General features: G+C 69.8%; 11 protein-coding genes. 5 read left to right on the top strand and 6 right to left on the bottom strand.

The window, feature by feature from the left end; all coding sequences use genetic code 11:
- Positions 1-18: 18 nt before the first annotated feature.
- Positions 19-3210, top strand: a complete 3192-nt coding sequence (locus ACFY3D_RS34805; protein ID WP_389987755.1) for an amidase family protein — start codon at positions 19-21, stop codon at positions 3208-3210.
- A gap of 248 nt (positions 3211-3458) precedes the next feature.
- On the opposite strand, the gene ACFY3D_RS34800 is transcribed toward ACFY3D_RS34805, so the two are convergent.
- From ACFY3D_RS34800 to betA, 6 genes are all read right to left on the bottom strand, one after another.
- Entirely contained in the window at positions 3459-4454 is a 996-nt protein-coding gene (locus tag ACFY3D_RS34800) for an ABC transporter substrate-binding protein (protein ID WP_389779408.1), read from the bottom strand.
- Positions 4455-4564: 110 nt separating this feature from the next.
- Positions 4565-6559 carry an ABC transporter permease gene (locus ACFY3D_RS34795; RefSeq protein ID WP_389987752.1) on the bottom strand — a complete coding sequence of 665 codons (1995 nt, stop codon included), beginning with the start codon at positions 6557-6559 and terminating at the stop codon, positions 4565-4567.
- Positions 6559-7794, bottom strand: coding sequence for a glycine betaine/L-proline ABC transporter ATP-binding protein (locus tag ACFY3D_RS34790; RefSeq protein WP_389987749.1), 1236 nt, complete (start codon positions 7792-7794; stop codon positions 6559-6561). The genes ACFY3D_RS34795 and ACFY3D_RS34790 overlap by 1 nt, the downstream gene beginning before the upstream one ends.
- Before the next feature lie 45 nt (positions 7795-7839).
- The gene (locus tag ACFY3D_RS34785; protein ID WP_389987746.1) at positions 7840-8058 is read right to left on the bottom strand and encodes an aldehyde dehydrogenase family protein; all 219 of its coding nucleotides are present in this window, start codon (positions 8056-8058) and stop codon (positions 7840-7842) included.
- A gap of 100 nt (positions 8059-8158) precedes the next feature.
- Positions 8159-8962 (bottom strand): IclR family transcriptional regulator, encoded by an 804-nt coding sequence (locus ACFY3D_RS34780; protein ID WP_389987738.1) that lies wholly within the window; start codon positions 8960-8962, stop codon positions 8159-8161.
- A 225-nt stretch (positions 8963-9187) separates the two neighbouring features.
- On the bottom strand, positions 9188-10828 hold the full coding sequence (gene betA, locus ACFY3D_RS34775) for a choline dehydrogenase (protein ID WP_389987735.1): 1641 nt from the start codon (positions 10826-10828) through the stop codon (positions 9188-9190).
- 132 nt (positions 10829-10960) lie between these two features.
- Between betA and ACFY3D_RS34770 the strand changes: the two genes are divergently transcribed.
- The 4 genes from ACFY3D_RS34770 (at position 10961) to ACFY3D_RS34755 (ending at position 14263) form a co-directional block, all read left to right on the top strand.
- Positions 10961-11761, top strand: coding sequence for an IclR family transcriptional regulator (locus tag ACFY3D_RS34770; protein ID WP_362768827.1), 801 nt, complete (start codon positions 10961-10963; stop codon positions 11759-11761).
- A 235-nt stretch (positions 11762-11996) separates the two neighbouring features.
- Positions 11997-12725, top strand: a complete 729-nt coding sequence (locus ACFY3D_RS34765; RefSeq protein ID WP_389987731.1) for a VOC family protein — start codon at positions 11997-11999, stop codon at positions 12723-12725.
- A 124-nt stretch (positions 12726-12849) separates the two neighbouring features.
- On the top strand, positions 12850-13323 hold the full coding sequence (locus tag ACFY3D_RS34760) for a carboxymuconolactone decarboxylase family protein (RefSeq protein WP_389987728.1): 474 nt from the start codon (positions 12850-12852) through the stop codon (positions 13321-13323).
- A gap of 16 nt (positions 13324-13339) precedes the next feature.
- On the top strand, positions 13340-14263 hold the full coding sequence (locus ACFY3D_RS34755) for an RNA polymerase sigma-70 factor (protein WP_389987725.1): 924 nt from the start codon (positions 13340-13342) through the stop codon (positions 14261-14263).
- Positions 14264-14353: the final 90 nt, after the last annotated feature.

The following is a 14353-nucleotide window of genomic DNA, read 5'->3' as shown; positions in this document are numbered from 1 at the left end:
TTCCTCAAGGAGCACGTGGTGCGCAAAGTCCTCATCTCCCTCATCTCCCTCTCCCTCTCCTTCACCCTCGTAGCCGTGCAACCCCAGCAGGCCAACGCCAAGGTCAAACTCGATCTTGAGAGGTTGACCGGCGCCGAGGCCATCTCCCTCATGGCCGCCGGCAAGCTGACCTCGGTCGACCTGACCAAGGCGTACATCGACCGGATCACCGCGCTGAACAAGCGCGGGCCCGGCCTGAACGCCGTCACAGACCTCAACCCCAACGCGTTGAAGGAGGCCGAGGCGTACGACCGCCTGCGTAAGAAGGGCAAGTCGCTCGGCCCTGCCATGGGGCTGCCGATCCTGCTCAAGGATTTGATCGACGTCGAGGGCATGCCCACGACGGCGAACAACTGGTCGCTGCGCCGGTCCTTCCCGGCCTCCGACGCCGGCATCACCAAGAAGCTGAAGGAACGCGGCGTCGTGATCCTCGGCAAGGTGGGGCTGTCGGAGTACGCCAACAGCTTCGGCTCGCAGCCCTCCGGGTTCGGCAACTACGGCGGTCAGGTCATCAACGGCATCGACGCCGACCAGAACCCATCCGGGTCGTCGTCGGGCACCGGCGCGGCCATGGCCGCGGCGCTGTCGACGCTGGGCATCGGGACCGAGACCTCCGGTTCCATCATCTCGCCGTCGAACGCGCAGTCGCTCGTGGGTCTGCGGCCGACCGTGGGTCTCGTGCCCGGTTACGGCATCGCGCCCATCTCGGCCTCGCAGGACATCGCCGGCCCGATGGTCCGCACGGTCTCCGACGCCGCGCTCACACTGGCCTCGATCGCCGGGCCCGACCCGGTGGCCGACGCCGGGTACAAGGCCATGTTCGGCGACGACTACATCGCCAAGGGCATCATCCCGCCGCTCCCCGCGACGCTGCCCGACTACACCAAGGCCATCGATCTCGGCTTCGTGCGCGGCAAGAAGATCGGGTACAACGGCACCCTCACCGAGGGCAGTCCGCTCAAGATCGCGTACGACGCCCTGACCGCCGCCGGCGCCATCCTGGTGCCCCGCCCGCAGGCGACGATCCCCGCACTGCCCGCGCTGCCCAGCGGCTATGAGCAGCACAAGAGCATCGACTCCTACTACGAGCGGCTCGGCCCGCAGGCGCCGATCAAATCGCTGGTCGAAGAGGTGCAGGTCAACCAGGCCGAAGCTCACCAGGCGCTCAAGTTCGGCAACGTCAACCACCTGAACTCGTCGCAGGCGGACGTGACCCCGGGTGGTGCCAACGAGCAGGCGTACCGGACGAACCTCGCGATCCGTAAGGCCGCCTGGCACAAGGCCATCGACGACATGGTGACGTACACCAACTCGGACCCGGCGCAACCGGCCGACCCGGTGATCGCCATCCTGGGCAGCGCGCCGAGCGCCCCGCAGGCCGGTTACCCGTCGATCACGATCCCGATGGGCTACACCGCGACCCATCGGCGCGCCCAGAACGTGCAGGTCCACGGCAACGCCTACAGCGAGTTCAACCTGCTCGGCGTCGCCTACGTCATCGAGCAGGCCACCAAGCTGCGTCAGCCGGCCAGCCTCGTGAACCCGAGCATGTACCGCTGCGCGAAGACGACCCCGGCTCCGCCGTTCGCCGAGCGCGGCGCCTGCAACCCCGACTACGACGCCGTCCTCAAGGTGACCCACTACGACTCCCGGCCGCTCGGTTTCTCGCTGGAGACCGAGACGGCGCAGAGCCTGATCCAGAGGCTGAACAAGGACGAGGTCTCGGCCGAGGAGCTCACCCGTGCCTACCTCGACCGCATCGCGCTGACCAACGCCGAGGGCCCGGCCACCCAGGCCGTCCGCGAGATCAACGCCGACGCGATCAAGGAGGCCCGCAAGCTCGACCAGGAGCGGTGGAAGTACCGCACCGGCAAGCTCGCCGGCCCGAACGACGCGCGCCCGCCGCGTCCCGCCCTCTGGGGCCTGCCGGTGCTGGTCAACGACACCATCGACGCCAAGTCGCTGTCGACCACGGGCGGCTCGATCGCCCTCCAGGGTCTCAAGCCGGCCAACGACTCCGCCCTCGTGGCGAAGCTGAAGGCCGCCGGTGCGATCGTGCTCGGCAAAACCAACGTCACCGAGCTGAACGGCGTCTTCGACGCCAACCTGCCGAAGGGCTACTCCTCGCTCGGCGGCCAGGTCCTGCTCCCGAACGACACCGACAAGACCCCGGCGGGTTCGTCGGCCGGCGCCGCGGCGGCCACCGCCTCGGGTCTGGCCGCGATCACGATCGGCATGGAGACCTCACTCGACTCGGCGCAGCTCCTCGCCCCGGCCGACGCGGCCGGTGTGGTGGGACTCAAGCCGACCGTCGGCCTGGTCAGCACGACCGGTGTGCTCCCTGTGGCCACGTCGCAGGACGCCCCCGGCCCGATCACCCGCAGCGTCGGCGACGCCGCGACGATCCTCAACGTGATCGCCGACCCGGCGAGCCCGGTCGACTACACGAAGGACCTCAAAGCCGACGCCCTCGCGGGCAAGAAGATCGCCGTGGTGTCCAGCGCGAGCGCCCCCTACCAGGAGGCGATCGCCAAGCTCCAGGGCCTCGGCGCGACCGTCACCCAGGTCTCGATCGCCACACCGGCCGCGACCGACAGCGTCGTCGCCACCGAGTTCAAGCGTGACCTGAACGCCTACCTCGGCGCGGCCAAGCCCGGCACGACGCTGCGGAGCATCATCGACTACAACAACGCCAACCCGGTCGAGGGCCTGAAGTACCAGCAGGGTCAACTGCTGGCCGCCCAGGCGATCGACCTGTCCGACCCTGCGACGAACGCCAAGTACACGGCCGACCTGGAGGCCGGCAAGGCCGCCAACAAAGCCGTCCTGGACACCGTCCTGAGCGAGTATGACCTGATCCTGGTCCCGAGCGGCAGCAACGTGATCGGCTACGCCGACCGCGCCGGCTACCCCGCGCTCACCATCCCCGCCGGGTATGGCGCGCAGCAGAGCTCGTCGGGCCGCAACCCCATCGGTGTGACGCTGATCGGCGACGCCTTCTCGGAGGCGAAGCTGCTGGCCGGCGGCTACGCGCTGGAGCAGGCGATCGACGACCGCCTCGCCCCCAGCTACACCAACCCCAGCATGTGGCGTTGCGTCCCGGAGAGCACCTTCTTCACGGGCGAGTTCTGCCTGCCGGGCGACCGCCTGGCCCCTCGTTACAAGGGCTGACCACTGGTTGAGGAGAAGGGCCCGCGGTCTCCCCCGCGGGCCCTTCTCTCGTTGCGGGGGTACGACCTGAGCTGCCCGTCCACTGCCTGACTTGGGCCCGGGCGGCCCTTCACGCAAGGCACCGAGGCCATGGATGACATCTTTGGGAGTCACTCACGCCCCGTTCCGAAGATCAGGAACGGGGCGTTTTGGCCGGTGGGCACCACTGGGTGCGAACCAGTGACATCGCGCTTGCAAGGCGAGCGCGCTCAGGAGGTGGGGAGCCAGGCCTTCACCTTGTCGGGGTTGTCGCCGACCCACTTCTCCGCGGCCTCCTCGGCCGTCATCTTGTCCTCGGAGATGTACTTGGCCACGAGGTTCTGGTCCTCGTTCGTCCAGGTGAAGTTCTTGATCAGGTCGTACGCCGGACTGCCGGAGTCGGCGAACTTCTTGCTCACGATCTTGTCGAGGTCGTAGAGCGGGTAGTCGCAGGCCACCTTCTCGGCGTCGGCGTCGCAGCCCTCGGTGTACTCGGGCAGCTTGATCTTGACGAGCTTGACCTCCGACAGGAACCACTGCGGCTCGTAGAAGTAGCCGAGCATCGGGGTCTTCTGCTTCTCCGCCTGCCTGAACCCGGTGATGAGCGCCGCCTCGCTGCCCGCGTAGACGACCTTGTAGTCCAGCTTCAGATTCTTCACCAGGGCCGCGTCGTTGGTCACGAAGGACGGGTCGCCGTCGAGCAACTGCCCCTTGCCCCCCGACTCGGAGGTCTTGAACAGGTCGGCGTACTTGTTGAGGTTCTTCCAGTCGGTGATGTCGGGGTACTTCTCGGCCATCCACGGCGGCACGTACCAGCCGATCACCCCCTTGTTACCCGTCGACCCCGCCGAGACGGCGACCTTCTGGTCGTCGATGTACTTCTTCTTCAGGTCGTCGTGGGCCCAGTTCTCCACGATCGCGTCGACCTGGCCGGTGGCGAAGCCCTGCCAGGCGACCTCCTCCTTGAGATCCTTCTTCGTGACCGAGCAGCCGAGATCCTTCTCCGCCACGTGGGCGATGACCGCCGCCGTCGCCTCGTACCCGACCCACGGGTTGATCGCGATGTTGACCGCGCCGCACGCCTTCCTGCCGTCCGCGCCCGAGGCGGCCGGAGCGGCTCCCGTGTCGCTCTCGCCGACCTTCGCCCCGCCGCACGCGGAGACGAGGAGGCCGGTCGCGACCAGGAGCGCCATCGCCCGCGGTCGCCCGATCCTCGAAACTGTCACCAGGTCCTCCTGATATTGGGTGTCGTGTGCCGTGTTCGTTCCGCCCGGCGGGTGTTCGGCCGCGCCCTGTCTCTCGGCTGTCTCTCGGCTGTCTCGTCTCTTCCCGCTCCTCACCGGACGCCGTGCGCCTCGGCGTCGGCCCGCCGTGCCGCCGCCCTGGTGATGCGCTCCAGCATGATCCCGAGTACGACGATCGCCACGCCCGCGGCGAGCCCCTTGCCCCGCAGCTGCAGCTGGGAGAAGCCCGCCACCACGTCGTAGCCGAGCGCGCCGGCGCCGACGAGGCCGCCGACGACGACCATGGAGAGCACGTAGATGAGCCCCTGGCCGGCGGCGAGGGTGAGCGCGGCGCGCGCCATCGGCAGCTGCACCTTGGTGATGAGCTGCCAGGTACTGGAACCCGCGGCCGTGGCGGCCTCCACCGCGCTCGGCGCCACGCCGCGGATGCCGTCCGCGGTGAGCTTGACCGCCACCGGCGCCGCGTAGACGACCGCAGCGATGATCGCGGTGATCCGGGTGGCGCCGAACAGGCCGAGGATCGGCACCAGGTAGACGAACGGCGGCATGGTCTGCCCCGCGTCGAGGACGGGCCGCACCAGCTGGTCGACGCGGTCGCTGCGTCCCATCCAGACGCCGAAAACCACCCCCAGGCCCATCACCAGGACGGTGGCCACCAGCGTGGAGGCGAGTGTCACCATGCTGTCCTGCCACAGGCCGAGCACGACGAGCAGGGCGACACAGACCGCGGTGACGAGTACGACCCTGACATTCGTCAGGATCGCGGCGAACGCGATCAGCACCGCGCCGACCAGCCACCACGGCGAGTCGGTGAGCAGCGCCTCGAACGGGTTGAGCAGGCCGTAGGAGACCGCGTTCCTGAACGCGCCGGTGTAGACGGCGAGGTTGTCCTGCGCCCACAGGGTGGCCGCGTCGACGCCCTGGCGGACGTACCGTCCGACGTTCGCCTCGCTGGGGAACTCCGCGGCCCACACGTAGACATGGGAGAGGTAGACCAGCACACCGGTGACCGCGAGGACCGCGCCGATCTCCGCGCGGCGGCGGCCCGCCCCACGGGAGAGTCCGGCCCGGTTCCTGGCCTCGACGCGGCGTCCCGCGGCGGAGGTGACCCGGTCGAGCACGATGGCCATCACGACGATCGCCAAACCCGCGTTGAAGGCACCGCCGACGTCGAGGGTCTCCAGCGCCTTGACGACGGTCTTGCCCAGGCCGGGGGCGTCGATCAGCGCGGCGATGGTGACCATGCACAGCGCGGCCATGATGGTCTGGTTGACGCCGACGACGATGGTCCGCTTGGCCAGCGGGAGCCGTACCTTCCTCAGGGACTGCCAGGCGGTCGCGCCCAGGGAGGTGCTCGCCTCCAGCGTCGCGGGCCGCACCTCGCGGATGCCGTGCGCGGTGATGCGGATCGTGGGCGGGACCGCGTAGATGACGGTCGCCACGGTCGCGCTCGCCGGGCCGATGAGAAAGAACAGGGTGAGCGGCGCGAGGTAGACGAACGTCGGCATCGTCTGCATGAAGTCGAGCAGCGGGGTGACCAGGCGGTTGAACCGGTCGTTCACCCCGGCCCAGACACCGAGCGGGATGCCGATGAGCAGCGAGATCGCGACGGCGGCCAGAGTGAGGGCGAGGGTGTCCATGCTCTCCTCCCACAGCCCCAGCAGGCCGAAGGAGGCGAAGCCGATCGCGGTCAGCAGGGCCACCCTGAGGTTGCCCCACAGCAGCGCGACCGCCGTGGCGACGGCGACCACGCCCAGCCAGCCGACGACCGGCAGCGGGCGCCCGAAGGACGGCCGGCTGATCAGCGCCTGGACGAAGGTGACGAACTCATCGAGGAAGAGCCGGATGTAGTTGATGAAGTACAGGAAGAACGGGTTCTCGTTCCTGCTGTTGTCGATGACCTCGCTCGCCTCGTTGACCCGTACGTGCAGCGGGGTCAACTCCGCGCCGCCGAGCTGGAAGGTGTCGCGGCCCTGGAGGAAGACCCAGAGCAGCACCCAGGCCGCGACGACGGCGGCGATCAGATAGCGGCGGGGCCAGGCGGGCAGGAGCCGCAGGCCACCGGCCGGGGTGGCCCCGGTGGCCATCAGCCCTGCTCCCCTGACCTGCCCGGCCCGGCGACGGGCTCCGCGGACTCGGTGGAAGTTCTGTCCGGAGACGGCCCAGCGGGTTCGGCGGAGGCTCTGTCCGGAGACGGCCCAGCGGCTCCGGTGGGTTCTGCGAGTGTGGCCGGTTTGGTGGTGGCCCCCTCGGGAGACGGCTCGGCGAGCACGCCGAGGACCTCCTCGGCGGTGACGACCCCCAGCAGCTCACCGCCCTCGACGACCTTGACCGGGCGCGTCGCGCGCAGGACCGTGTGCACGACGTCGCGTACGACGACGTCGGGGCCGACCTCCGGGCCGTCCAGCGGTTCGTCCGGCCGGGGCGGGCGCATGATCCAGCGGGTGGTGAGCACGTTCGAGCGGGGCACGTCGCTGACGAACTCGCGCACGTAGTCGTCCACCGGCGCCCCGACGACCTCGTCCGGGGTGCCCATCTGGACGAGTTCGCCGTCGCGCATGATGAGGATGCGGTCGCCGAGCTTGAGCGCCTCGCTCAGGTCGTGCGTGATGAAGATCATCGTCTTTCCGACCTCGCGGTGCAGGCGGATGACCTCGTTCTGCATGTCCCGCCTGATCAGCGGGTCGAGCGCGGAGAACGGCTCGTCGAAGAAGAGCACGTCCGGGTCCACCGCGAGCGCCCTGGCCAGCCCGACGCGCTGCTGCATGCCGCCCGACAGCTGGTCGGGGTAGGAGTCCTCCGAACCCGACAGGCCGACGAGCTCGACCATCTCCCTGGCCCGCTCGTAGCGGGCCTCCTTCCTCATGCCGCGGATCTCCAGCCCGTAGGCCACGTTGTCCAGCACCCGCCGGTGCGGCAGCAACCCGAAGTTCTGGAAGACCATCGCGAAGCGGTGGCGGCGCAGCTCGCGCAGCCGCCGGTCGCCCGCCTCGCGGATGTCCTCGCCGTCGAACAGCACCTGTCCCGCCGTCGGCTCGACGAGCCGGGTCAGGCAGCGGACGAGGGTGGACTTGCCGGAGCCGGACAGGCCCATCACGACGAAGACCTCCTGGGACCGCACGGTGAAGGAGACGTCGCGGACGGCGGTCACGCAGCCCGTCCTCGCCCTCAGCTCGCTTCGCGACAGCTCCGCGAGCGGGGTCCCGACGACCCGGTCCGGACGCGGGCCGAAGACCTTCCAGAGACCTCGCACGTCGAGGACGGCCCGGTCCTCGCGTCGCGCGGCGGCCTCCGGCCGCACCTGCTGGGTCGGTGACGTCATGGTCGTGACCACCTCACGGGTCGTCTGGGGACGAGGGTCGGTCCGTCAGCCGCGGAACCACCGCTGCGGGCGGGGGCGGACGTTCCGCCGCACGTGCTTGGTCTCCCGATACTCGGCCGGACCCGCCTGGCCCGGCTCGCGGCCTATCCCCGGCCGCCTGAAACCGCCCCGCTCCGCCCGGGGAGCGTAAGGACGGTGGTCGTTGATCCGGACGGTCCCGCGCCGGAGCCGCCCGTTCACCTTCCACCAGGCCCGCAGCAGCACGAACGGCCGTCCTTCCGCTACCGCATGATCCGCTGCGCGTAACGCAGTTGCGTATGACGCATCGGAATGCTTAACGAGGAACAGAATCGTCCTTTTTTGTTCACGCAGTCAAGGGTTTGCGGTCTTCATTCCCGTGCCAGCCCAATCGTGAGGAGACCTCGGCGGCGGCCGCCATCACCTGCTCGGCCACCTCCGGGAGGCGCTCGGGCGGCAGCCGGAAGGTCGGCCCGGACACGCTCATCGAGGCGACGACCGCACCCTCGACGTTGAAGATCGGCGCCGCCACCGCGGTCAGGCCGATCTCCAGCTCGTCGACGGCGGTGGCGTAGCCACGCCTGCGGACGGTGTCGAGTTCCTCGCGCAGCAGGGCGGCGTCGGTGACGGTCAGGTCGGTGAACGGGCGCAGCGGCCCGGCGGCGAGCCGCTCGAACCGCTCTTCAGGGGCGTGGGCGAGCAGCACCTTGCCGTTGGACGTCGCGTGCAGCGCCACCCGCCGCCCCGCCCAGTTGTATGCCTGCAGGGCCGAGGGCCCCGCCATCTGGTCGACGTACAGGGCCTCGTCCCGATCGAGGATCGCCACGTTCACGGTCTCGCCGACCGCCGCCGCGAGCCGCTCGCCGCTCGCACGGCTCTCCCGCACCACGTCGAGCCGCACGGTCGCGGCGCCCGCGAGCCGGACGATCCCCACTCCCAGCCGGTACTTCCCCCGGTCGGCGGTCTGCTCGACGAGCTCGTGCAGTTCCAGCGTCATGACGAGACGGAACGCCGTGGAGCGGTGGACCCCCAGTTCCGCGGCGATATCGCTGACGCCGAGGTCACCGTGGCGGGCGAGCAGCCGCAGGACGGACAGCGCGCGGTCGACGGACTGCACCGCAGCGCCATCTCTCTCCAGCTCGTTGCTCATGACACAACTGTAAGCGGATCGCGCACAGACACGGCCTACGGAAAACCCCTCACCACCGTCCACGGGAGAAGGCCTCGACGACGGAGGTGGCCTCCGCCCATGCCGGAGACCGCGCGAGACGCGGCGGACGGACGGGCACGGTCGGCGGACGGGCACGGTCGGCGGGGGCGGCCGGCGCACGGCCGACGGGTGAACGGTCAGCGGGTGAACGACCGGCGGGCGCGGTCAGCGAGGGGAGCCGTCGCGGTGCCGATAGAAGTCGGCGTGCTCGGCGGCGAGCGGGGTGTTGCCCAGGATCAGGTCGGCCGCCTTCTCCGCCACCATCATGACCGGCGCGTAGATGTTGCCGTTGGTCACGTACGGCATCACCGAGGCGTCCACCACGCGCAACCCCTCCAGACCGTGGACCCGCATCGACAGCGGATCCACCACCGACATGGCGTCGACACCCATCCTGGCGGTGCAGGAGGGGTGCAGCGCGGTCTCGCCGTCCCTCGCCACCCAGTCGAGGATCTCCTCGTCGGTCTCGACCCCGGGGCCCGGCGACAGCTCACCGGCGTTGAACGCGTCCATCGCGGGCTGGTTCAGGATGTCGCGGGCGACCCGGACGGCCTCCAGCCACTCGCGCCGGTCCTGCTCGGTGGACAGGTAGTTGAAGCGCAGCGCCGGGTGAACCCGGGGATCGGCGCTCTTGATCTTCACCGAACCGCGCGAGTCGGAGTACATCGGCCCGATGTGCACCTGGTAGCCGTGCCCGCCGGCGGGCGCCGAGCCGTCGTAGCGGACCGCGATGGGCAGGAAGTGGAACATCAGGTTGGGGTAGTCGACGTCTTCGTTGCTCCGGGCGAAGCCGCCCGCCTCGAAGTGGTTGGTCGCGCCGGGGCCGCTGCGCAGGAAGAGCCACCGCGCGCCGATGAGCGGCCGGTTGCGCCACTTCATCGCGGGCTGCATCGACACCGGCTGCTTGCAGCCGTACTGGATGTAGACCTCCAGGTGGTCCTGGAGGTTCTCGCCGACGCCCGGCAGGTCGTGCACGACGTCGACGCCGAGGGCGTCCAGCTCGGCGGCGTTGCCCACCCCGGAGAGCTGCAGCAGCTGCGGGGAGTTGATCGCGCCGCCGCACAGGATCACCTCGCCCGCGTGGACCGTCCGGCCGTCGTACTCGACGCCGACCGCGCGCCCGCCCTCGAAGAGGATCCGGGTGACGTGCGCCCGCGTCCTGACCTCCAGGTTGGGACGGTTCATCACGGGGTGCAGGTAGGCGCGGGCGGCCGACAGGCGGCGCCCCCTGCTGATGTTGCGGTCGAAGCGGGCGAAGCCCTCCTGGCGGTAGCCGTTGACGTCGTCGGTCAGCGGGTATCCGGCCTGCTGCACCGCCTCGAAGAAGGCGCCGAACAGCGGGTTGCGCACCGGCCCGCGCTCCAGCACCAGGGGGCCGCCCCTCCCCCGCCAGGAGTCGGCGGGGTCGGCGGCCAGGCAGTTCTCCATGCGCTTGAAGTAGGGCAGGCAGTGGGCGAAGTCCCAGGTCTTCATGCCCTCGTCGGCGCCCCAGCGCTCGTAGTCCATGGGGTTGCCGCGCTGGAAGATCATCCCGTTGATGCTGCTGGAGCCGCCGAGCACCTTGCCCCTGGCATGGTAGATCCGGCGGCCGTTCATGTGCGGCTCGGGCTCCGACTCGTACTTCCAGTCGTAGAAACGGTTCCCGATGGGGAAGGGCAGCGCGGCGGGCATGTGGATGAAGACGTCCCACGGATAGTCCGGGCGGCCCGCCTCCAGCACCAGCACCCGGTTGGCGGGGTCGGCCGACAGCCGGTTCGCGAGGGCGCTTCCCGCAGAACCGCCCCCGACGATGACGAAGTCGTACATGTCTGCCTCGCCTCGCTCAAGCTGGAGGTAATGTCCAAAATTGTAGCGAATGGCGCAATGGGCTGCACTATTCGCAACGGCGATTGTTCCCGCGATGGCATTCGTTGTCCCCAGCGCCTACAGTCCCTGGCTATGGGCAACGATCCCCTCGGCGGCCGTACCGCCGACAGCAGTGGCGGAGTCCAGTCCGTCGACCGGGCCATCACCATCCTGGAGATCCTCTCCGAGCGCCGCGAGGCCGGGGTGAGCGAGATAGCCCAGGAGATATCGGTCCACAAGTCGACGGCGTTCCGGCTGCTGGGGGCGCTGGAGTCACGCGGCCTGGTCGAGCAGGCCGAGGAGCGGGGAAAGTACCGCCTCAGTTTCGGGATCATCCGCCTCGCGGGCGGGGTCGCCTCCCGGCTCGACCTCACCCAGCAGAGCCGTCCCGTCTGCCGCCGCCTCGCCGAGGAGATCGGCGAGACGGTCAACATCGCCGTACTGCGCTCCCACTACGCGATCAACCTCGACCAGGTACGCGGCCCGGCGGCGGTCACCACCCACAACTGGGTCGGCGAGCTCACCCCGCTGCACGCCACCTCCAGCGGCAAGATCCTGCTCGCACACCTCGACGACCTGCACCGGGTCCAACTGGTCACCGCGAGCGGGCTGAAGACGTACACCCCGAACACGATCACCTCGGCCGACGCGCTGGAGAAACAGCTTCTCCAGGCCCGCGAGCGGGGCTACGCCGTCACCGTCGAGGAGTACGAGATCGGCCTGAACGCCGTCGCCGCGCCCATCCGCTCCCACGACGGCGAGATCGTCGCAGCCGTCAGCGCGTCCGGCCCGGCCTACCGCTTCGGCGAGGAGCGGCTGCACGAGCTGGCGCCGGTCGTGATCGCCGGAGCCCTGGACATCAGCCACCGCCTCGGCCACACCGACCGAACCTGAGCGCCACGGTCCTCGCCGCAACGACCCCGGCCTGGTGCGCGGCGACCGGCAGCCCCGCGCCGATCGCGAATCGTGCGCCGTGAGCGCCGCCCTGCGGATCGTGCGCCGTAAACGCCGTCCTCCGGCCCAAAAGCGTTCGCCCCGCGTTCCTCGGGCGGACTAGCGTTGACCTCCCTCAGGCGCGGGAGGACGTGCCCTGCCCCGCGCCCACGAGCCGGCGAATTGGAGAAGCCACATGACCGCTCAGCTCGTAGCACTCTGCTTCGACGCGAACGACCCGCTCCGTCTCGCGCGCTTCTGGGCCGGAGTCCTGGGCTGGGAGACGGCCGACGACGCCCGCGACGACATCACCCTCCTGCCGAGCGATGACACCGGATTCCGGATCCGATGTCTGCCGACCCCGGAGAAGAAGACCCGCCAGAATCAGATGCACTTCGATCTGACGAGCACCTCCCTTGAGGACCAGCGGCGCACGGTGGCCAGATCGCTCGAACTCGGCGCGCGGCACATCGACATCGGGCAACGCCCCGAGGAGGGGCATGTGGTGCTCGCCGACCCCGAGGGCAACGAGTTCTGCGTCATCGGGCCGGGCAACAACTTTCTCGCCGACTGCGGATTCGTCGGAGCGCTCGCGTGCGACGGTTCGCAGGAGGTCGGATACTTCTGGAGCGAGGCTCTGGGCTGGCCGCTGGTCTGGGACCAGGACCAGGAGACCGCGATCCGCTCGCCGCACGGCGGACCGAAGATCACGTGGGGCGGCCCCCCGGTGGCGCCGAAGGCCGGGAAGAACAGGCTGCACTTCGACCTCGCCCCACCCGCCCACGGTGATCATCAGGCGGAGGTCGAGCGTCTCGTCTCTCTTGGCGCGACCCTGATCGAGAGCGGTCCGCGCGGGACCGGCCGGGTGCTGATGGCCGACCCCGACGGCAACGAGTTCAGCGTGTCGCCCCCGCCGACCGCGTGACCGGCCCCGGCGGATCGACGCCGAGCCGGCCGGGAGACCCAGGTCACGTTCGTCCGATGTCACAGGGAGTCGGGCTGCCTCGTCTCAGGAGGTGTAGCCATCGACGACCACGAAGGGGCACACCATGGACGCGCGACTGAACTATTTCGCCGACCCGACCGCCGGCAAGATCCTCAAGCACTTCATGGCGGCGGGCAAGGCGCTCAAGGAGTCGCCGCTGCCGGCCGCCACGCAGGAGCTGGTGGCGCTTCGCGTGAGCCAGATCAACGGCTGCGCCGTCTGCGTCGACATGCATACCAAGGACGCCGTCGCCGCCGGCGAGAGCTCGGTCCGGCTGAACCTGGTCGCCGCGTGGCGGGAGGCCACGGTCTTCACCGAGGCCGAACGTGCCGCGCTGGAGCTGGCCGAGGAGGGGACCCGGATCGCGGACGCGGCTGGCGGGGTCGGCGACGAGGTGTGGGCGTACGCCGCCAAGCACCACGACAGTGAGCAGCTCACCGCTCTGGTGCTCCTGATCTCCTTCATGAACACGGCGAACCGGCTGAACGTCATCAGCCGGCAGCCGGCCGGCGACTACGAGCCCGGCCGGTTCCACTGAGGGGTAGGGGTCAGGCGTGAGCGAGGTCGAGGAGTTCGAGGAGCTGCGGCCGCTGCTGTTCTCGATCGCCTATCGGATTCTGGGCAGTGTCGGCGAGGCCGAGGACGCGGTGCAGGAGACATGGCTGCGTTTCGACGCCTCGGCGACCCGGCCCACGTCGGCCAAGGCCTTTCTGTCGGCCACGGTGACGCGGATCTCCATCGACGTGCTGCGCTCGGCGCGGATGCGACGGGAGGAGTACGTGGGTCCGTGGTTCCCCGAGCCGCTGCTGAGCGATCCGTATCAGGATCCGGCGCGGGCGGCGGAGCTGGCCGACTCGGTGTCGATGGCGGCGTTGCTGCTGCTGGAGCGGCTCAGCCCGTTGGAGCGGGCGGTCTTCGTGCTGCGGGAGGTGTTCGGCTTCGGGTTCGACGAGGTCGCCACGGCGGTGGGCCGTTCGGAGGCGGCGTGCCGGCAACTGCTGGTGCGGGCACGCCGCCACATGGAGGCCGGGCGTCCGCGCTTCGAGGCGGTCCGCGCGGAGCGGGAGGAACTGGCGTCACGGTTCTTCTGCGCCTTCCGCGAAGGTGACCTCGCCGGTCTGCGTGAGCTGCTCGCCGCCGACGTCTCGATGGTCGGCGACGGCGGCGGCAAGGCCCCGCAGCTGGCCAGGGCGGTCATCGGCGCCGAGTCCGTGGCCCGGCTGCTCGCCTCCCTCTCCCTCAAGCTGGCCCGGATCGACGTGACGTTCGAGCCGCACGAGGTCAACGGCGAGCCTGGCGCGATCTTCCGCGACCGGGACGGCAAGGTGCTCTACACCCTGGTCCTCGACATGCTCGACGGGCAGGTCCAGACGATCCGCTCGGTGATCAACCCCGACAAGCTCGGGCACGTGGGCCCGGTGGCGGATGCCTGGGCGCTCGTCCGCGAGCTGAGGCAGACACACCGGCCCACGAAATGATCGTGCCGAGGAGCGGGGGCCCTCGGCACGATCGTTTCGTGCGCCCTCGCTCCTCGGCTCGGATCATCGGTGGCGGGCGGTACGAGCGGT

This window comes from Streptosporangium sp. NPDC000509, from assembly GCF_042898365.1.
Classification (GTDB): Bacteria; Actinomycetota; Actinomycetes; order Streptosporangiales; family Streptosporangiaceae; genus Streptosporangium.
This window is presented reverse-complemented; position numbering and strand designations above follow the sequence as displayed.